Annotated in this window: 16 protein-coding genes and 1 riboswitch; of the genes, 4 read left to right on the forward strand and 12 right to left on the reverse strand. The window is 70.3% G+C overall.

The window, feature by feature from the left end:
• The first annotated feature begins 19 nt into the window (after positions 1–19).
• From OG206_RS04205 to OG206_RS04215, 3 genes are read left to right on the forward strand one after another with little or no spacing between them, the layout of a single operon-like run.
• Positions 20–832: an STM4013/SEN3800 family hydrolase gene (locus OG206_RS04205; protein WP_327122178.1), complete on the forward strand. Its 813-nt coding sequence runs from the start codon at positions 20–22 to the stop codon at positions 830–832.
• Positions 829–2,196, forward strand: a complete 1,368-nt coding sequence (locus OG206_RS04210) for an STM4012 family radical SAM protein (RefSeq protein ID WP_327112294.1) — start codon at positions 829–831, stop codon at positions 2,194–2,196. Before OG206_RS04205 ends, OG206_RS04210 begins: the two co-directional genes overlap by 4 nt.
• A gap of 8 nt (positions 2,197–2,204) precedes the next feature.
• Positions 2,205–3,146, forward strand: a complete 942-nt coding sequence (locus OG206_RS04215) for an STM4011 family radical SAM protein (RefSeq protein ID WP_327122179.1) — start codon at positions 2,205–2,207, stop codon at positions 3,144–3,146.
• 16 nt (positions 3,147–3,162) lie between these two features.
• Here the strand turns inward: OG206_RS04215 and OG206_RS04220 are convergent, their stop codons facing one another.
• A complete protein-coding gene (locus OG206_RS04220) occupies positions 3,163–3,990 on the reverse strand; it encodes an SGNH/GDSL hydrolase family protein (RefSeq protein ID WP_327112296.1) in 828 nt (275 codons plus the stop codon).
• A 162-nt stretch (positions 3,991–4,152) separates the two neighbouring features.
• Positions 4,153–5,034: a M23 family metallopeptidase gene (locus tag OG206_RS04225; protein WP_327112298.1), complete on the reverse strand. Its 882-nt coding sequence runs from the start codon at positions 5,032–5,034 to the stop codon at positions 4,153–4,155.
• 4 nt (positions 5,035–5,038) lie between these two features.
• Positions 5,039–5,198, reverse strand: a riboswitch (cyclic di-AMP (ydaO/yuaA leader).
• 411 nt (positions 5,199–5,609) lie between these two features.
• Between OG206_RS04225 and OG206_RS04230 the strand changes: the two genes are divergently transcribed.
• Positions 5,610–6,434, forward strand: a complete 825-nt coding sequence (locus OG206_RS04230) for a tyrosine-protein phosphatase (RefSeq protein ID WP_327112300.1) — start codon at positions 5,610–5,612, stop codon at positions 6,432–6,434.
• 64 nt (positions 6,435–6,498) lie between these two features.
• On the opposite strand, the gene OG206_RS04235 is transcribed toward OG206_RS04230, so the two are convergent.
• From OG206_RS04235 to hpnE, 10 genes are all read right to left on the reverse strand, one after another.
• Positions 6,499–6,681: a DUF6126 family protein gene (locus OG206_RS04235; protein WP_327112302.1), complete on the reverse strand. Its 183-nt coding sequence runs from the start codon at positions 6,679–6,681 to the stop codon at positions 6,499–6,501.
• A 94-nt stretch (positions 6,682–6,775) separates the two neighbouring features.
• Positions 6,776–7,390, reverse strand: a complete 615-nt coding sequence (locus tag OG206_RS04240) for a helix-turn-helix domain-containing protein (RefSeq protein ID WP_327112304.1) — start codon at positions 7,388–7,390, stop codon at positions 6,776–6,778.
• 64 nt (positions 7,391–7,454) lie between these two features.
• On the reverse strand, positions 7,455–8,849 hold the full coding sequence (locus OG206_RS04245) for an aspartate aminotransferase family protein (RefSeq protein ID WP_327112306.1): 1,395 nt from the start codon (positions 8,847–8,849) through the stop codon (positions 7,455–7,457).
• Positions 8,846–10,756, reverse strand: coding sequence for a 1-deoxy-D-xylulose-5-phosphate synthase (gene dxs / locus OG206_RS04250; RefSeq protein WP_327112308.1), 1,911 nt, complete (start codon positions 10,754–10,756; stop codon positions 8,846–8,848). The genes OG206_RS04245 and dxs overlap by 4 nt, the downstream gene beginning before the upstream one ends.
• 27 nt (positions 10,757–10,783) lie before the next feature.
• The gene (ispG, locus tag OG206_RS04255; protein WP_327112310.1) at positions 10,784–11,953 is read right to left on the reverse strand and encodes a flavodoxin-dependent (E)-4-hydroxy-3-methylbut-2-enyl-diphosphate synthase; all 1,170 of its coding nucleotides are present in this window, start codon (positions 11,951–11,953) and stop codon (positions 10,784–10,786) included.
• A 4-nt stretch (positions 11,954–11,957) separates the two neighbouring features.
• On the reverse strand, positions 11,958–12,977 hold the full coding sequence (gene hpnH, locus OG206_RS04260; protein ID WP_327112312.1) for an adenosyl-hopene transferase HpnH: 1,020 nt from the start codon (positions 12,975–12,977) through the stop codon (positions 11,958–11,960).
• A 6-nt stretch (positions 12,978–12,983) separates the two neighbouring features.
• Positions 12,984–13,640 (reverse strand): phosphorylase family protein, encoded by a 657-nt coding sequence (locus tag OG206_RS04265; protein WP_327112315.1) that lies wholly within the window; start codon positions 13,638–13,640, stop codon positions 12,984–12,986.
• A 4-nt stretch (positions 13,641–13,644) separates the two neighbouring features.
• Positions 13,645–15,657 carry a squalene--hopene cyclase gene (gene shc / locus OG206_RS04270; RefSeq protein WP_327112317.1) on the reverse strand — a complete coding sequence of 671 codons (2,013 nt, stop codon included), beginning with the start codon at positions 15,655–15,657 and terminating at the stop codon, positions 13,645–13,647.
• Between the two features lie 104 nt (positions 15,658–15,761).
• The gene (locus OG206_RS04275) at positions 15,762–16,865 is read right to left on the reverse strand and encodes a polyprenyl synthetase family protein (RefSeq protein ID WP_327112319.1); all 1,104 of its coding nucleotides are present in this window, start codon (positions 16,863–16,865) and stop codon (positions 15,762–15,764) included.
• Complete coding sequence (gene hpnE / locus OG206_RS04280; protein WP_327112321.1) at positions 16,862–18,250, reverse strand: hydroxysqualene dehydroxylase HpnE; 1,389 nt, start codon at positions 18,248–18,250, stop codon at positions 16,862–16,864. Before hpnE ends, OG206_RS04275 begins: the two co-directional genes overlap by 4 nt.
• Positions 18,251–18,334 lie beyond the last annotated feature (84 nt).

Consider the following 18,334-nt stretch of genomic DNA (forward strand, 5'->3'; position numbering starts at 1 on the left):
GGAGAGCCCGAACCCGGACATGAACGCGGTCGTGGGGAGCCACGATCTGCTGCTGGTCACCCTGGACACGCTGCGGTTCGACGTCGCCCGCGATCTGGCCGCGGCGGGGCGCATCCCGAATCTCGCCCGTCATCTCCCCGGTGGGGTCTGGGAGAAGAGGCACGCACCGGGCAGTTTCACCTACGCCTCCCACCAGGCGATCTTCGCGGGTTTCCTGCCGACGCCCGCCGCCCCGGGCCCCCACCCGCGCCTGTTCGCCGCCCGCTTCGCCGGCAGCGAGTCGACCGCGGACGGCACCTTCGTGCACGAGACTCCGGACATCCTTTCGGGCCTTGCCGCGGTCGGCTATCGCACGGTCTGCGTGGGCGGCGTGGGCTTCTTCAACCGCCGACCGCCGCTGGGTTCGGTGCTGCCCGGCATGTTCCAGGAGAGCCACTGGGAGCCGGAGTTCGGTGTCGGCTCACCCACGTCCTTCGAGGCACAGGTCACGCGTGCGGAACAGGTCGTCGCCGAACTTCCCGAGGAGCAGCCGCTCTTCCTCTTCGTGAACGTGTCGGCGCTGCACCAGCCCAACTGGTTCCACCTGTCGGGTGCCACGGCCGGAGCCGGTGACTCGAAAGCCACCCACGCCGCCGCCCTGGAGTACGTGGACCGGCACATCGGCCGGCTCTTCGACGCGGCGAGCAGCCGCCGCAGGTGTTTCGCGATCGTCTGCTCCGATCACGGCACGGCGTACGGGGACGACGGCTACACCGGACACCGGCTCGGGCACGAAGCCGTGTGGACCGTGCCCTACGCCCACTTCTTCCTCGACCCGGGGGCAGCACGATGACCGTCACCACCACGAGCCCCTACGTGAGCTACGTGTACGCCTATCCCCACAAGACCGCCTACCGCCCGCTCGGTTCCCATCCCGCCGGGCGCCCGCTTCTGAGCGGGCTGTGGGCCGAGGAGAACAAGGACGCGCTCTCCCTGTACGCGCACATACCCTTCTGCGAGGTCCGCTGCGGCTTCTGCAACCTGTTCACGAGGATCGGCGCACCCGGCGAGCTGACGACCCGGTACCTCGACGCACTCGACCGGCAGGCCGTGGCCGTCCGTGACGCGCTGGGCGACGACACTCCGGTGCGTTTCGCGGCGGCGGCGTTCGGCGGCGGCACTCCCACCTACCTCGACGCCGGGGAGCTGGAGCGCCTCTGCGACATCACGGAGAAGAGGATGGGCGCCGATCTCCGCTCCATTCCCCTGTCGGTGGAGACCTCACCGTCGACCGCGACCGCGGACCGGCTGTCCGTCCTGGCCGACCGTGGAGCCACCAGGATCAGCATCGGCGTACAGAGTTTCGTGGATGCCGAGGCTCGCGCGGCGGTGCGCCCTCAGCACCGGTCCGAGGTGGAGGCCGCCCTCGGCCGCATCCGTGAGGCAGGCGTCCCGGTACTCAACATCGACCTGATCTACGGCATGGACGGCCAGACGGAGACGAGCTGGCGCACCTCGTTGGACGCAGCTCTCGCCTGGCGCCCGGAGGAGCTGTACCTCTACCCGCTGTACGTGCGGCCGCTGACCGGCCTCGGGCGCCGGAGCGCCGGAACCGTGGCCGGGACGGGGCCCGCTCCGGACGCCGCCTGGGACGAACAGCGGCTCCGGCTGTACCGCTCGGGCCGGGACCACCTCCTGGCGCACGGCTACGAGCAGGTGTCGATGCGGATGTTCCGCCGCGGGGACGCCACGCCGACGGGGCCGGAGGACTACGCCTGTCAGACCGACGGCATGATCGGGCTGGGCTGCGGGGCCCGGTCGTACACCTCCTCCCTCCACTACTCCTTCGACTACGCCGTGGAGATGCGGGAGGTCAGGGGCATCATCGACGGCTTCACCGCCACGGCGGACTTCTCCCGGGCGGAGGTCGGCCGCTACGTCGACGAGGGCGAGGCACGCAGGCGGCATCTGCTGCAGTCGCTCCTCCAGGCCCGGGGCATGAGGACCGCCGAGTACCGCGACCGATTCGGTGCCGATCCGTACGCCGACTTCCGCGCCGAGCTGGAACTCTTCGCCACGCGCGGCTGGCTCGACGGCACCACGGACCCTGGCCTGCTGCGTCTCTCCCCCGAGGGGCTGGCCCACTCCGACGCGCTCGGGCCGGAGCTGTTCTCCCCGGAGGTACGGGCCGCGATGGCCGCGTACGAGGCGAAGTGAGCCGGCCGGTGGGCAAGGACCTGACCATCCTGTACCGGGGCCCGCTGGCCTCGTGCGACTACGACTGCCCGTACTGCCCGTTCGCCAAGCGTCGGGACAGCGGTGAGCGGCTGCGCGCGGACCGTGCGGCCCTGGAGCGCTTCACCGGCTGGGCCGCCGCGCAGTCGGGCGACCGGCTGTCGGTGCTGTTCACGCCGTGGGGCGAGGCGCTGGTCCGTTCCTGGTACCGGCGGGCACTCGTCGAGCTGTCCCGCCTGCCGCACATCGCGAGGGTCGCCGTCCAGACCAATCTGAGCGGCCGTACGGCGTGGCTGGCGGAGGCGGAGCGGGACAAGGTCGCTCTGTGGTGCACCTACCACCCGGGCCAGACGCCGTACGAGCGGTTCCTCGGCCGGTGCCGGGAGCTCACGGCACTGGGGGTGCGCCACAGCGTAGGGATCGTCGGTCTGCACGAGCACCTGGCCGAGGCCCGCCGGCTGCGCGCCGCGCTGCCTCCGGAGGTCTACCTCTGGGTCAACGCCGCCGAGGGGCACACCTATACGGACGAGGAGGCGGCCGACTGGACGGCACTGGACCCGCTGTTCCCGTACAGCAGGCACCCCCACCGCTCGGCGGGTCTGCCCTGCCGGACCGGTGAGTCGGTCGTCTCGGTGGACGGCGACGGGACGGTACGGCGCTGCCACTTCGTCCGCGCCGAGCTCGGCAACCTCTACGACGGCAGTTACCGTGACGCCCTCGGTCCGCGCGGCTGCCCGCTCGACGTGTGCGACTGTCACATCGGCTACGTGCACCTGGAGACGCTGCCGCTGTACGACGTCTTCGCGGGCGGCGTTCTGGAGCGGATACCCGCCCGCCCGGTGCGAATGCCCGCTCCGGACGGGCTCGCGTCCGCTCCGCTCGTGTCCGCGGATCCGGCCCGGCCGCTCCTGCCCTTCGTCAGCGGCCGCTGAGGATCCGGGCGGCCCGTCACAGTGGCAGCAGGTCCGGGCGTTTGGCCTCCACGTGGTCTCCGGAGGACTCACCGCGCAGCCGTCGTCCGATCCACGGGACGAGGTACTCCCGTGCCCAGTTGATGTTGTCGCGGCGCACTTCCAGGGTGCCCCTCTGTGCCTGCGGGGGCCACGCCTGGTCGGGGTCGGCCGGCACGTCGAGTCCGAGGACCTGGGCGGCGCGGAGCGCGACCCGGGTGTGTCCCTCGGGCGAGAGGTGCAGCCGGTCGTTGTCCCAGGCCCTCCGGTCCTGAACGGACCTCAGGGACCACAGGTCGAGAACAGGGCAGTCGTACCGGTCGGCGATGGACCGGACGTGTGCGGTGTAGGTGGCGATCTTGCCACGCAGGTGCCGGAGCACCGGGATGCCGCGGGTGTCGAAGCCGGTGGTCACCATGACGGTGCCGACGGCCTGGGTGAGGTCGGCCACCGCGCGCTCGAAGCGCTCGGCCACGTCGTCCGGGTTCGAGCCCGGGCGGAGGATGTCGTTGCCGCCCGCGCAGAAGCTGACCAGATCGGGGGCCAGCTGTTTCGCGCGGGGTACCTGTTCCTCGACTATCTGGTCGAGGAGTCGTCCGCGTACGGCGAGATTGGCGTACCGGAAGATTCCGTGCGGGTCGTCCACCGGGCCGGCCATCGCGTCGGGGACCGGGAGCTGGTCCGCGAGGAGGACGGCGAAACGGTCCGCCCAGCCGACGAGCCTCCCGTCCGGGCCGGGGTCGCCCACACCCTCGGTGAAACTGTCGCCAATCGCTGCGTACGACCCGATGATGACGTGTTGTTTGTTTCTCGAATCGTCTGCCACAAGGGCTTATCCTGCACCCTCGAATGTGACCTACGCGACCGCAATAGGGGGTTGACGGGTGGTGAGAAAGACCACCCGGTCAGGTTTTGGTAAAGCCGGAATAAGCGGAGGGGCGATGCGCCGCGGCGCATCGCCCCTCTCTCGACCTCTGGGTCAGGTCCCTCAGATGGAGACGCCGTGCGAACGCAGGTAGGCGATCGGGTCGACGTCCGAGCCGTAGCTCGGGCCGGTGCGGACCTCGAAGTGGAGGTGCGGGCCGGTGGAGTTCCCGGTGGTTCCGGAGAGACCGATCTGCTGGCCGCCGGTGACGGTCTGACCGGCCGAGACCTCGAGCGAGGACAGGTGCGCGTACTGGGAGTACATGCCGTCGCTGTGCTGGATGACGATCTCGTTGCCGTACGCCCCGCTCCACCCGGCGGAGACCACGGTGCCCGGGCCGATCGAGCGGACGCTGGTGCCCGAGGCGGCCTGGAAGTCGGAACCTGTGTGGTAGCCGCTGGCCCAGCTGGCGCCTGCCACGTGGTACTGGGTGGTGACCGTGGGGTTCTCGACCGGGGCCGCCCAGCCGGAGGCGGTGCTCTCCGACGCGGCGGCCTTCTCGGCGGCGGGCGCGGCCTTCGTGGCCGGCTTCGTCTCGGCCTGCGCGTGCGTGGCGGCCGTCGGCTTCCCGGCGGTGCCGGATGCCTTGGCGCCGAGGGTCAGCTTCATGCCCGGGACGATGAGGCCGGGGTTGTCGCCGATGACGTCGCGGTTGTCCTTGTACAGCTTCTGCCAGCCACCCTTGATCTTCTTGGCGGTGGCGATTTTCGCGAGGTTGTCGCCGGACACCACGGTGTAGGTCTTCGGGGAGTCCTTCGCTACGGCGGCGGGCGCGCTCCGGGTGACGGCAGCGGACTTCGCCGCGGGGGACGCCGGTTCCGCCGCGTGGGCACCGGTGGCGCCGATCAGCGGGAGGGCGAGTACGGCGCCGCCGGCCCCTGCGGCAAGGATGCCGCGGGAGAGCGGACCGGACTTCTTGCGACGGTGCTTGCCTGTTGCGGGCATGGGGAGTTCCTCTCCGGCGCCTGCGAGGTGAGCTGTCGGGTTCGGGCTGGAGATGCCCGGCCGCGTGGTGACGCGTCTTGACCCCGAGCCGTTCCGGATCGCTCCGGCCGGCGACTTACCTGGTTCCCCCGCTCCTGCCACACGTGAGTCGGTGCGGATTCCGGGCGGCGGCAGGATTCGGCGTTCCGTCCGGATTGACCGTGACCGTAGGCGAGCGAGGACGCGGGTAACAAGCCTCGGATTCCCGAGCGGAATCCCCGATTCAATTCCGTTACAGAATTACCGTCACACTCCGTGGATTACGGATCTTGGCTTTCCGTAAGGCGTCCGGAATACTCACAGGCGCCTTCACCACACACCGTCACGGATATGATCCCGCTCACCCGCGTCCCCCCACGTCCCGCACAAGTGGGGCATGTTCCATTAAATGCACCAATACGGACACCACGTGCCCACCCCTCCCCCGTCGGCCGATACGACAGGGACGCGACGCATGCGCGATGCAGCCATGTCGTATCGTCGCGAGCGTGCCCCGTCGGCGAGCGGCGCCGGCACCAGACCCTCCAGGAGCCCTTGTGACGCAGCTGCCAGAGGTCCCCCCGGCCGGCCCCGAGCCGACGGAGGTGGACCTGACCGGTGTCCGCAACTTCCGCGACGTCGGCGGGCTGCCGACGAGCGACGGCCGCACCGTGCGCTCCGGGCGCCTCTTCCGCAGCGGTCACCTGGCCCACGCCACCGAGGCCGACGCCGCGTTCCTCGCCGGACTGGGCCTGCACACGATCTTCGACTTCCGCAACGCCGCCGACCACAAACTCGACGGATACGACGTGGACCTGCCCGGCGTCAGGAATGTCAGCATTCCGCTCTCCGACCCCGCCGACGGCGCGGAGTTCTGGCGACTGGTCCGCGACGGGAACATCCAGCAGCTGCGCTCGATCCTGGCCGACGGCAAGGGCACTGAACGCATGGTCCTGTCCTACCGCTCGATCATCACGGACCGGACCGCCGAGCACAGCCGGGTCCTGCACGCACTCGCCGAGGACAGTGTTCCCGCGCTGATGCACTGCGCTGCGGGCAAGGACCGGGCGGGCCTGTCGGTCGCGGTCTCGCTGCTGGCGGTCGGCGTCGAGAAGGACGCGATCGAGGCCGACTACCTCAAGTCCAACGACGCCCACCGCCGCTACAAGGTCCGCCGCAGCGACACGTCACCGGTGGGCATGTCCGACGAGGTCATGGAACTGCTCAACCCGCTCTTCGGCGCACACCGCGAATATCTCGACGCGGCGTTCGCCGCGATCGAGGAGACCTGGGGCAGCACCGACCGCTATCTCCGCGAAGGGCTGAAGATCAGCCACGAGACGCGCGACAAGCTGCGCGTACGCCTCGTCGAGGGCGCCTGACGGCGGTGGCCGGGCCCGGCCCGGCACGAAGAGGAGCGGGCCGGGCCGGGCCCGGCGTCGGCGTTCAGCCCTTGCCCGCCACGGTGAAGAGGAGAAAGAGAAATGCCGCGACGACGTGCCCGGCCACCAGGTAGGCGATGAGCCGGATGACCACCCCGCGGGGCATCCGCTTCTCCTGCGTGTCCCCGTCGTCGTCCCCGCGCCGGGTGCGCGGGGTGAGCGGGTCGTAGTACTCAGAATCGGACATGACAGTCCTTCCTTGCGGCCCTTCGGGGCCGGGGCGACGGCACTCGGGCCGCCATGGGCAGTCCGGGCCGGAACGGAAACAGGGGTGCGCGGGATCAGAGCCGGACGGCGGGGCCCAGGCACAGCTCGGCGGCCGGGCTCTGGAGCAGCGTGTGGACGAACAGCAGCCGGGCCCCGCCACGCCCGAGGGCTGCGATCCGGTGCGGGGTGAGGGAGTCGAAGTGCGCGCTGTCGCCAGGATCGAGGTCGTGCACGGTTTCCCCGAGGACGACCCCGAGGCGGCCGTCGAGGACGTACAGCCACTCCTCACCGGGGTGGACGCGCACGAGTTCGCTCTCGGTACCGTAGGGGACGTGGACGCGCAGCGCCTGCATGGCGCGTCCCGAGCCGCCCGCCTGCTGGTAGAGCCAGCCGCCGGACCCGTCGCCGGGAGCATCGCCGATCGGCCCGCCACGGACGATCGCGTCACGTTCGGGCGGCATCTCCCCCAGGAGCTCGGAGACGGTCGTACCGTAGATCCGGCCGAGACCGAGCAGCATCGGCAGCGACGGCTGCCTGCGGCCGGTCTCGAGCCGGGACAGGTGGGCCGGAGAGAGTCCGGCCCGCCCGGCAGCGCTCTCCAGGGTCAGACCGCGGTCGCGGCGTAGTTCGCGCAGGCGTGGCGCGACTCCCGGAAGGTCGTCGGCCACCCCTCCGTCAGGAGGATTCATACTCCCATTGGGCCAGGAACTTTCCCCTGAGGCAAATTATTTGCCTCAGGGGCAAAACACTGGCTCAACGGTTCGCGGCGGCCTGTTTCACCAGCGTCCTGCCGAAGTCCCACATCAGCCCGTTGCCACTGTGCGCGTCGTCCATGACCGCAGTGAACGCGGCCACGAAGCGTTCCACCTCGGGCTCCGCGATGACCAGGGGCGGAATCAGCTTGATCACCTCCAGGTGGTCGCCGGAGACCTGGGTGAGGATGCGGTGCTTCCGCAGCAGCGGCACCACCACCATCTGCGCGAACAGTCCCTTCCGGGCCGCCTGCAGCATCGTCCAGCGGCTGCGCAGCCTCAGGGACGACGGCCGCCCGAACTCGATCCCGACCATCAGCCCCCGCCCCCGCACCTCGTGCAGCAGCTCGTAGCGGCCGACCAGCGCGGCGAGCCGTTGGCGCAGCAGGTCGCCTGTGCGGCGGGCGTTCGCGACGGTCTCCTCCTGTTCCATCACGGAGAGGACGGCGAGCCCGGCCGCCATGGCCTGGGCGTTGGATCCGAAGCTGGCGGAGTGGACGAGGACACGGTCCATGGAGGAGTAGACACGCTTGAAGATCCAGTCCTTGCCGAGCGTCGCACCCACGGGGACGTACCCGCCGGAGAGCGCCTTGGCAACGCAGAGAAGGTCCGGCTCGACCCCCTCCTCGTGCTGGTACGCGTAGAAGTCCCCCGTCCTGCCGAGCCCGGTCTGCACCTCGTCCACGATGAGCAGGGCCTTGTGCCGGCGGAGCAGTTCCTGCGCCTCCCGGAGGAATCCGGGAGGCGCGGCGTGCACGCCCTTGCCCTGGATCGGCTCCACGATCAGCCCGGCCACGTCCCCGCGCTTCAGCTCGCGCCGCAGCGCGTCGAGGTCGCCCAGCGCGATGGCGGTGTCAGGCAGCAGGGGCGCGAAGCCGTCCCTGAACCCCTTCTCCCCGTTCACCGAGAGCGACCCCGTCGTCAGCCCGTGGAAGGCGTGGCCGCAGTAGAGGATCCGTGGCCTGCCGGTGGCGTACCTGGCGAACTTCAGCGCGGTCTCGACCGCCTCCGTGCCGCTGTTGCCGAAGAAGACCCGGTCCAGGTGCGGACTGTGCACCAGCAGTCTCTCGGCGAGCAGTCCGGGCAGCGGCTGGCAGTCGAACCGGGTGAGGTCCGCGAGCGAGGCGTCCAGGACGTCGTGCAGCGCCTTGCGGACGACGGGGTGGTGCCGGCCCAGCCCCATGACCCCGAACCCGGCGAGCATGTCCAGGTAGTCATTGCCCTCGGCGTCCCAGAAGTACGCACCCTCGGCGCGCTCGTAGACCTTGTCGAAGCCGATGGTGCGCAGCATCCGCGGCAGCTGGTGGTTGAGGTGGCGGGTGTGCAGCTCGTAGCGTTCGGCTCCTCGTTCGGCGAGGAGCCGCGCCAGATCGAAGTCCGGCCGTTCGTCCGTCATGCCCCGAGCTCCTTCGGTGTGCCGCGCTCCCCTGCTGCGCCGCGGCGCTCCAGCACCGCGCCGATGCGTCCCGCGATCTCCACGGGGGTCAGCCCGATGTCCGCCAGCACCTCGTCGCGTCCGGCGTGCTCGAGGAACTGCTCGGGAATGCCGAACGTCCGCAGGGGTACGTCGACGGAGGCGTCCCGGAGCGCCTGCCCGACCGCCCAGCCGACACCCCCCGAACGGCTGTTGTCCTCGACCACCGCCACGAGCGCGTGCCGCGCGGCGAGGGCGGGCAGCTGGGCGTCGACCGGCTTGACCCAGCGGGGGTCGATCACGGTGCAGCGGACTCCGGACCCGGCGAGCAGGTCCGCCGCCTCCAGGCAGACCGGAGCGAGCGCCCCGACGGCCACGAGCAGGACCTGGGGTTCCGGCTCCTGGCGCAGGACGTCCATCCCGCCGATCCTCCCCACGGAATGGACCGGCTCCCCCACCGCTGCCTTGGGGAACCGGATCACGGTCGGTGCGTCGTCGACCTCCACGGCCTCACGGAGCTGCTCGCGCAGCCGGTCGGCGTCGCGCGGCGCGGCGATGCGCAGACCGGGGACGACCTGGAGCACGGACATGTCCCACATGCCGTTGTGGGAGGGTCCGTCGACGCCGGTGACACCGGCCCTGTCCAGCACGAACGTCACTCCGCACCGGTGCAGGGCGACATCCATCAGCAACTGGTCGAAGGCCCGGTTGAGGAAGGTGGCGTACACGGCGACGACCGGGTGGAGCCCACCGGTGGCCAGACCCGCGGCCGAGACCGCGGCATGCTGCTCGGCGATCCCGACGTCCCAGATCCGGTCGGGGAACTCCTCGGCGAACCTGGTCAGTCCGACGGGGTGCAGCATCGCCGCGGTGATCGCGACGACGTCCGGGCGGACGGCGCCGATCTCCGCGATCTCGTCGCCGAAGACCGAGGTCCAGGAGGGGGCGGCCGGCACGACGAGCGGCGCGCAGGTCAGCGGATCCATTCTGCCGACGGTGTGGAAGCGGTCGGCATCGTCCGCCAGGGCGGGCGGATAGCCCCGGCCCTTCTCGGTGATGCAGTGCACGAGCACGGGCCCCTTGAAGCGCTTGGCCAGGTGCAGGGCCGCCTCGACCGCGGCGGTGTCGTGTCCGTCGACCGGGCCGACGTACTTGAGGCCCAGGTCCTCGAACATACCCTGGGGCGCGAAGGTGTCCTTGAAACCCTTCTTGGCGCCGTGCAGGGACCCGTACAGCGGCTGACCGATGACGGGCGTCTGCTGGAGCACACCCTTGCCCCAGGACAGGAAGCGCTCGTAGCCGTCGGTGGTGCGCAGGGTCGCGAGATGGCTCGCGAGACCGCCGATGGTCGGGGCGTACGACCGCTCGTTGTCGTTCACCACGACGATGAGCGGGCGGTCGCCAGCCGCGGCGATGTTGTTGAGCGCCTCCCAGGCCATGCCGCCGGTGAGGGCCCCGTCCCCGATGACCGCGACGACGTGGTGCGGTCGTCCGAGTACCTGGTTGGCCTTGGCGAGGCCGTCGGCCCAGCCGAGCACCGTGGAGGCGTGGGAGTTCTCGATGACGTCGTGCTCGGACTCCTCGCGAGAGGGGTAGCCGGAGAGGCCGCCCTTGCCGCGCAGTTTGGAGAAGTCCTGTCGCCCCGTCAGAAGCTTGTGCACGTAGCTCTGGTGCCCCGTGTCCCACAGGATGCGGTCCACAGGCGAGTCGAAGACCCGGTGCAGGGCGACGGAGAGCTCGACCACTCCGAGATTGGAGCCGAGGTGACCACCCGTCCTCGCCACCGCTCGGACAAGGAACACCCTGATCTCTTCCGCGAGTTCACCGAGTTCCGGCAGGCTCAGCGCCTCCAGGTCCTGCGGTCCCTTGATCGATTCCAGCATCGTCATACCCGGGCCCCCTCTCTTCGGTTCCTGTTATCGGCTCACGGTCACGGCGGGGGCCCCGCTGGGGATTCCCGCCTCCTCCATACCCTCCGCGATCTTCATGGCCTCCTCGATGAGGGTCTCCACGATCTTCGACTCCGGGACGGTCTTGATGACCTCGCCCTTCACGAAGATCTGACCCTTGCCGTTACCGGACGCCACACCCAGATCGGCCTCACGCGCCTCACCCGGACCGTTCACGACACAGCCCATCACCGCGACCCGCAGCGGGACCTCCATACCCTCCAGACCCGCACTCACCTGATCCGCCAGCTTGTACACATCCACCTGCGCACGCCCGCACGACGGACACGACACGATCTCCAGACGCCGCTGCTTCAGATTCAGCGCCTCCAGAATCTGCAGACCGACCTTGACCTCCTCCGCCGGAGGAGCCGACAACGACACCCGGATCGTGTCCCCGATACCCTCCGACAGCAGCGCACCGAACGCCACCGCCGACTTGATCGTCCCCTGGAACGCCGGACCCGCCTCCGTCACACCCAGGTGCAACGGATAGTCCGACTGCGCCGCCAACTGCCGGTAGGCGTTCACCATCACGACCGGGTCATTGTGCTTCACCGAGATCTTGATGTCGCGGAACCCGTGCTCCTCGAACAGCGACGCCTCCCACAACGCCGACTCCACCAGAGCCTCCGGCGTCGCCTTCCCGTACTTCTTCAACAGCCGCGCGTCCAGCGAACCCGCGTTCACACCGATACGAATCGGAGTACCCGCGTCCCCCGCCGCCCTCGCGATCTCCTTGACCTTGTCGTCGAACTGCTTGATGTTCCCCGGATTCACCCGCACCGCCGCACACCCCGCGTCAATCGCCGCGAACACGTACTTCGGCTGGAAATGAATGTCCGCGATCACCGGGATCTGCGACTTCCGCGCGATCGTCGCCAACGCGTCCGCGTCATCCTGCGTCGGACACGCCACCCGCACGATCTGACAGCCCGACGCCGTCAGCTCCGCGATCTGCTGCAACGTCGCACCGATGTCCGACGTCCGCGTCGTCGTCATCGACTGCACCGACACAGGCGCGTCCCCACCGACCGCCACCGACCCGACCTGGATGCGCCGCGAGGGGCGGCGCACCGCGAGCGGCCGGGCCGGCAGTCCGGGGAGGCCCAGGGCGACTGGTACTCCAGTGGTCATGACGTCACCGGTTCCCGCCGATGGTCTCCCGCGCCGCTCGCAGGGATTCCTTGAGCGATCCCATGGTGGCGAGCACCGCGGTGGGCTCGTAGCCGCAGTGCGCCATGCAGTTGGCGCAGCGCGGGTCCTTGCCACGGCCGTACTTGTCCCAGTCGGTGTCCTCGATGAGCTCGCGGTAGGTGGGCACGTACCCGTCGCTCATCAGGTAGCAGGGCCGCTGCCAGCCGAACAGGGAGTAGTTGGGGATCGCCCAGGCCGTGCAGTCGAAGTCGGCCTTGCCTTCGAGGAAGTCCAGGAAGAGCGGGGAGTGGTTGAGCCGCCAGCGGCGGCGGTTGCCACCGGCGAAGGTTTTCTTGAAGAGCTCCCGGGTCTGTTCGACACCCAGGAAGTGCTCCTGGTCGGGGGCCTTCTCGTAGGCGTAGGCGGGCGAGATCATCATCTCGTCCACCTTGAGGTCGTCATTGAGGAAGTTCAGCACCTCGATGATGGTCTGCGGGGTGTCCGTGTTGAAGAAGGTGGAGTTGGTCGTCACCCGGAAGCCGAGCCGCTTGGCCTCCTTCATCGCCTCCACCGCCTCGTCGAAGACACCTTCCTTCGCGACGGACTCGTCGTGCCGCTCGCGCAGCCCGTCGATGTGCACCGCGAAGGCGAAGTAGGGCGAAGGGGTGAATTTCTCGAGCTTCTTGCGCATCAGCATGGCGTTGGTGCAGAGGAAGACGTACTTCTTCTTCGCCACCAGCTGACGCACGATCTCGTCGATCTGCGGGTGCATCAGCGGCTCACCGCCGGCGATGGACACCATCGGGGCACCTGATTCGAGCACAGCGCCCACCGCCTGCGCGACGGGCATGCGCTGCTTGAGCACACCGGCGGGATGCTGGATCTTCCCGCAGCCCTCGCATGCCAGATTGCAGGCGAACAAGGGCTCCAGCTCGACGATCAGCGGAAACTTCTCCCGCTTGCGGAGCTTCTGCTCGATGAGATACGTCGCAACCTTGATGGACTGACGGAGCGGCATGGCCATCTGGGCTCACCTCCTGGGGAGCAACAAAGATCGGTGCCATTCATGGAAAGCCGGAAGGACAGCACGGAGAACGCGGAATGCCGATATTCCACCGCGGACCGTGCCGATACGGACGAGCTCATGCTCTGGAGCGTCCACGACCACCCGTACGGCCGCAACTGGACGTGGCCCGGTGCGTACGGCGGTACGGAGCGTGGCCGCGGACTCCATGTCGACGGCGATGGCCCCGGTGGCCAGCAGGCCGGCCCGCTCGGGGCCCCGCACGACGTGCGCGGAGCCGGCCAGCGGGCCGGTGTGGACGGTTCGGCCCGGCACCGCTCTGGTCAGCGCGTCGACGAGCACGCCGGTCCCCGTGCAGGCCGTCGTTCCCGTGGCGTCGCGGGTCTCCTCCGCCACCACCAGGTCGCCGGGGTGCATGCCGGGAGCGAGACCGGCACAGAAACCGGAGGCGATGACCGCCGTACCTCCGGCCCCGTGGCGGCCCAGAGCGGCCCGGACGGCGCTCTCCGCCGCCCGGGGACCCATGCCCGTGCTGATGACGCTGACGGGGCCCGGCGCGTCGCCCCGCCTGCCGGTGCGCAGGGCGAGGCGTTCGATGCCGAGCGCGCAGGCGATCAGCAGGGGTGTGGCCGGGCCGGGTGGCGCTTCCTCCGCACCGTCCACCGGATCAGGCCCCTTCACCGGTGGCGGCACCGATACCGGAGGCGGTGGCGAAGGGATCGCCGTACACGTACCGGCCGAGGGCGGTGAGAGGGAACACCTGCCGGTAGAGGTGGTAGTTGATGGAGAAGTCCCAGGGGAAGCCGGTGCCGGTGAAGTGCGGCTCGTCCCAGGATCCGTCGGCCTGCTGGGTCTCGGCCAGCCAGGCGACGCCTCGCTCCACGGAGCGGGTCTCCCGCTCCCCGGCGGCCAGGAGCGCGAGGAGCGCCCAGGCGGTCTGGGAGGCGGTCGAACTGCCGTGGCCGATCCACTTCTCCTCGCGGTAGGAGCGCAGGTCCTCGCCCCAGCCGCCGTCGTCGTTCTGGACGGACTTCACCCACTCGACGGCACGTCGCACCGAGGGGTGCGCGGCCGGCACCCCGGCCGCGACGAGAGCGGGCACCACCGAGCCGGTCCCGTAGATGTAGTTGACGCCCCATCGGCCGAACCAGGCGCCGTTGCGCTCCTGTTCGGTGATCAGCCAGTCGACGCCCTGACGCGTGCGGGGGTCGCCCGTGCGGCCTTCGACGGCGAGCATCTCCACCACGTGCCCCGTGACGTCGGCGGACGGCGGGTCGATGACCTCGCCGAAATCGCAGAAGGGAAGCCGGTTGGGAAAGGGGCTGGTGTTGTCCGCGTCGAAGGCGCCCCAGGCGCCGTTGCGGGACTGCATGCCGAGGGTCCAGTTCACCCCGCGTTCGATGGCCGCCTCGACCTTGGCCGGGTCGGGGTGGCGGACGCGTCGCAGCGCGAGAACGACTTCTGCGGTGTCGTCGATGTCCGGGTAGCTGTCGTTGTGGAATTCGAACGCCCAACCGCCGGGCGAGAGTTGAGGTCTGCGCACCGACCAGTCGCCGGGCCTGTCGATCTCCTCGCCGAGCATCCAGTCGGCGGCCCGCACGAGCGCGGGGTGATCGGGGCTGACGCCGGCGTCCGCGAGCGCGATGGTCGCGAGACACGTGTCCCAGACCGGCGACTGACAGGCCTCGACCATGCGGGCGCCGTCCTCGCGCCACACGGTGAACCGGTCGAGGGAGGCGAGGCCGGCCCGCATGACGGGGTGGTCGAGGTCGTAGCCCAGCAGGTGCAGGGCGATGACGGAGTACACCGCGGGGGGCTGGATCCCGCCCCAGCAGCCGTCGTTCTCCTGGCGCTCGATGATCCAGCGGGCCGCCGCGTTCATGGCGATGCGTCTCAGCCGGCGCGGCGCGACCTTGTGGTAGAGGTGCAGGGCCTTGTCGAGTCTCTGGAAGAACCCGTCCCAACTGACCACCGAGGCGTCGGGTTTGGGCGGGCGGGGGCATGCCGGATCGGTGTGCAGCTCGTCCAGGGCGAAGGGCGCCGGCCGCACCGGCCGTTTCGCGGACACGATGGTGAGCGGCACGATGGTCTGCCGCGCCCAGCACCCGAAGTCGTAGATGTTGAGCGGAACCCACTTCGGGAAGAACATCAGCTCGGGCGGGAGTTCCGGCAGATCGTCCCACTTCCACCAGCCGAAGAGGGCGAGCCAGATCCGGGTGAAGACCCGGGACTCCGCGATGCCCCCCTGTTCCCTGACCCAGCCCGCGGCACGCATCATGTGCGGGTCGTCGGGGAGGTCCCCGGCCAGCCGGAGGGCGACGTACGCCTCGATGGTGGCCGAGAGGTCGGGCGGTCCCTCGTAGAAGGTGTTCCAGGTACCGTCGCCGAGCTGCTCGCCCCGGATGAAGCGGGCGGCCGCCCGGAGGGTGTCCGGGTCCTGGATCCCGAGGAACTGACGCAGCAGCAGGTCCTCCGCGTCCATGGTGACGTTGGTGGCGAGGTCCCCCTTCCACCAGCCCTGCTCGTCCTGCCTGCCGAGGAGGTGCTCGACAGAGCGCTCCGCGGCCCGCCTCGCGACGTCGAAGATGTCGTCCGCGGCGATGGTTGATTCGGCCGGATCGCTTGCCGGCACTGCGCGGAGGTGCGCGGCCCCGGTGCTTCCGTCGGTCGTCGCTGTCATGGCTTCCCCTTCGTGCAGTTGGTCCTCTGCTGTGCTGGGGTCTCCGTCGGCGGGCGCCCGTATCGGGCGCCCGCCGGCGACTGCGAGTCATATCTGGATGGTGATCATCTCTTTCGAACGACAACGAAGTCGGCGAGCGCGGTGAGCTGTGCCCGCACTCGTTCGGGCATGTCGACACCGTGCAGCGCCTCGATGGCCACGGCGTGCTGGCGGCGTGCTTCCCCGGCGGTCCACTCGCGGCCGCCCGCCTCCTCGATGAGCGCCGCGCGCGCGGCGAACTCCTCTTCGGAGAAACTGTCGAAATCGGTGCTCTTGGCGTCGGCGGCGAGGAGTTCACCCAGCCGGTCCGACGCCGGTCCGCCGGCGGCCAGCGCGGCCACGACGGGCAGGGACTTCTTGCGCTGGCGCAGGTCGCTCCACGTCTGCTTGCCCGTGGACTCCGGGTCGCCCCAGATCCCGAGCAGGTCGTCGACCGCCTGGAAGGCGAGGCCGAGGTGGTAGCCGTACGCCTCCAGGGTGTCGGCGGTGCGGTCGTCGGCGCCGCCGAGCACGGCGCCGATGGAGACGGCGCAGGCGAGCAGGGCGCCCGTCTTGTTGCCCTCCATCTCCAGGCACTCCTCGACGGTGACCCGCTCGCGGTGCTCGTAGGAGATGTCCTGGGCCTGACCGTCGATCAGCTTGCGGCTCGCGGTGGTCAGTCTGCGGGTGGCGCGGCCGGCCTCGACGGTGCCGAGCTCCAGCAGCACCTCGTTGGCCAGCGCGAAGAGCGCGTCGCCGACGAGGATAGCCTGGGCGGGACCGTGTACCTTCCACACGGTGTCGCGGTGGCGGCGCTGCTCGTCACCGTCCATCAGGTCGTCGTGCAGCAGCGAGAAGTTGTGCACGAGCTCGACGGCCACGGCGCCGGGGATGCCGGCTTCCGCCGGGGCGCCCGCGGCCTCCGCGGACAGCAGCGCCAGCGCGGGGCGCACGGCCTTGCCGCCGTCGCCGTCGGCGGGCCGGCCCTGGGCGTCGATCCAGCCGAAGTGGTAGGCCGCGACGGTGTCCATGGGCGGCGCCAGCCGGTCCACGGCAGCTCGCAGCACCGGCGCTGACAGGGCCCTTCCACGCTCCAGAAGCGCGGTGACGTCCGTGGTGTCCGCCACGGTGTCGGAAGCCGGATTCGCCGGGGTCACAGACTCTCCTCTTGTTCCGGTGGTACTGCTCATGCCGCCTCCTGCAGCGGATGTACGTGGGGCCGGCCGAGGGCCTGGAGCGCTGCGTCCGCGGCACTGAAACCGCTGCGGACGGCACCCTCCATCGTGGCGGGCCAGCCGGTCGCGGTCCATGCTCCCGCCAACTGCAGCCCGGCGACACGGGTTTTCGTGCCGGGCCGAAGACGGCCCACCCCGGGTGCGGGCGCGAAGGTCGCCGTGCGCTCCCTGGTGACGAAGAAGTCGCGGATGCCTGCCCCGCGCGCGGCCGGCAGCAGCCTCTCCAGCTCGGGCACGTAGCGCCTGCGCAGCTCGGCGACGGGCAGATCGATCTCGTCCCCGGCCGCGGACTGCGACACCGCGATGTACTGGCCGCCGCCCTGGAGGCCGGAGGATTCGGTGCGGTCGAAGACCCACTGCACGGGTGAGCCGAGTGCGGCGAAGAAGGGTCTCCGCACCACCTTGCGGTCGTAGACGACGTGCACGTTGAGGATCGGCGCGTCCTCGAGGTCGAGCAGCCTGCCGGGGTCGTCCAGCGCCCCGTCGGGCAGCAGCCGGTGGGTCTCGCCCTGCGGCACGGCGAGCACAACGGTGTCCGCCTCGAAGCGCTCGCTGTCCGTCCCGACGGCCCAGCGTCCGTCCTCGGTGCGGGTGAGCGATCCGGCCCTGGTACGCACATGAATGCGGACACCCGCCGATTCGAGCGCCTTGCGGGCGAGGGTGTCGTGGAGATCGCCGAGCGGCACCGCGGCCCAGCCGATGTCGGCGGCGCCCGGGTCGGAGAGCAGTCCGGTCTTGAAGACCATCGCGGCCAGGGCCATGGAGGCGTTCGGGGCGGTGGCGTTGAGTGTGGCGACGCCGACCAGGTCCCAGAGCGCTTCGATGGCCCGCGCGGACTGGCCGTGGCGGCGGAGCCAGGTGGCGAAGTCGATGCCGTCGAGCGCGGGATCGGCGGGGTCGAGCCGGCCCAGCGCGAGCGCCGCCCGGGCGACGCCCGCCTTCTCGGCCACCGAGAGGTGCGGGTAGGCGGCGAGCCCGCCTGCGAGGTGCAGCGGCACGGGCAGCCCGGTACGGCGCAGCCGTCCGAGCCGTGGCCCTGCGCGCCGGGCCACGTCGAGTACGGGTACGTCGAGGCGGTTCTGGAGCGGGGCGAGGTGGGAACCCTCGATGCGGTCCAGGAACCACCGGTAGGCCGTGCAGCAGCGCAGGTACACGTGCTGGCCGTTGTCGACGGAGAGATCGCCGCGCCGGAAGGAGAAGGCGAGCCCGCCGAGCCGGGGACGGCCTTCGAGCAGGGTCACGTCCACCCCGGAGTCGGCGAGACGCAGCGCGGCGGTGACCCCCGCGAGGCCTCCGCCGACGACCACCGCGCGGGAGGAGCGTGCACTCCGGTCGTTCATGGCTGCCCCCTTCGGCGTGTCGTCGCAGTCAGGGACGCGCCGCAACCCTGCCGGGTTGCGCGCGCGGCGCCGGCGTATCGCGCA

Source organism: Streptomyces sp. NBC_01341 (assembly GCF_035946055.1).
Lineage (GTDB): Bacteria > Actinomycetota > Actinomycetes > Streptomycetales > Streptomycetaceae > Streptomyces.

What these genes read in the sequence shown, in the direction of transcription:
- OG206_RS04225 (WP_327112298.1), bottom strand. Translation starts at nt 5,034, where the DNA reads ATGCCCGCAACAGGCAAGCACCGTCGCAAGAAGTCCGGTCCGCTCTCC.
- OG206_RS04205 (WP_327122178.1), top strand. Translation starts at nt 20, where the DNA reads ATGAACGCGGTCGTGGGGAGCCACGATCTGCTGCTGGTCACCCTGGAC.
- hpnH (WP_327112312.1), bottom strand. Translation starts at nt 12,977, where the DNA reads ATGGCCATGCCGCTCCGTCAGTCCATCAAGGTTGCGACGTATCTCATC.
- OG206_RS04245 (WP_327112306.1), bottom strand. Translation starts at nt 8,849, where the DNA reads ATGACGGACGAACGGCCGGACTTCGATCTGGCGCGGCTCCTCGCCGAA.
- hpnE (WP_327112321.1), bottom strand. Translation starts at nt 18,250, where the DNA reads ATGAACGACCGGAGTGCACGCTCCTCCCGCGCGGTGGTCGTCGGCGGA.
- dxs (WP_327112308.1), bottom strand. Translation starts at nt 10,756, where the DNA reads ATGACGATGCTGGAATCGATCAAGGGACCGCAGGACCTGGAGGCGCTG.
- OG206_RS04240 (WP_327112304.1), bottom strand. Translation starts at nt 7,390, where the DNA reads ATGAATCCTCCTGACGGAGGGGTGGCCGACGACCTTCCGGGAGTCGCG.
- shc (WP_327112317.1), bottom strand. Translation starts at nt 15,657, where the DNA reads ATGACAGCGACGACCGACGGAAGCACCGGGGCCGCGCACCTCCGCGCA.
- ispG (WP_327112310.1), bottom strand. Translation starts at nt 11,953, where the DNA reads ATGACCACTGGAGTACCAGTCGCCCTGGGCCTCCCCGGACTGCCGGCC.
- OG206_RS04210 (WP_327112294.1), top strand. Translation starts at nt 829, where the DNA reads ATGACCGTCACCACCACGAGCCCCTACGTGAGCTACGTGTACGCCTAT.
- OG206_RS04275 (WP_327112319.1), bottom strand. Translation starts at nt 16,865, where the DNA reads ATGAGCAGTACCACCGGAACAAGAGGAGAGTCTGTGACCCCGGCGAAT.
- OG206_RS04235 (WP_327112302.1), bottom strand. Translation starts at nt 6,681, where the DNA reads ATGTCCGATTCTGAGTACTACGACCCGCTCACCCCGCGCACCCGGCGC.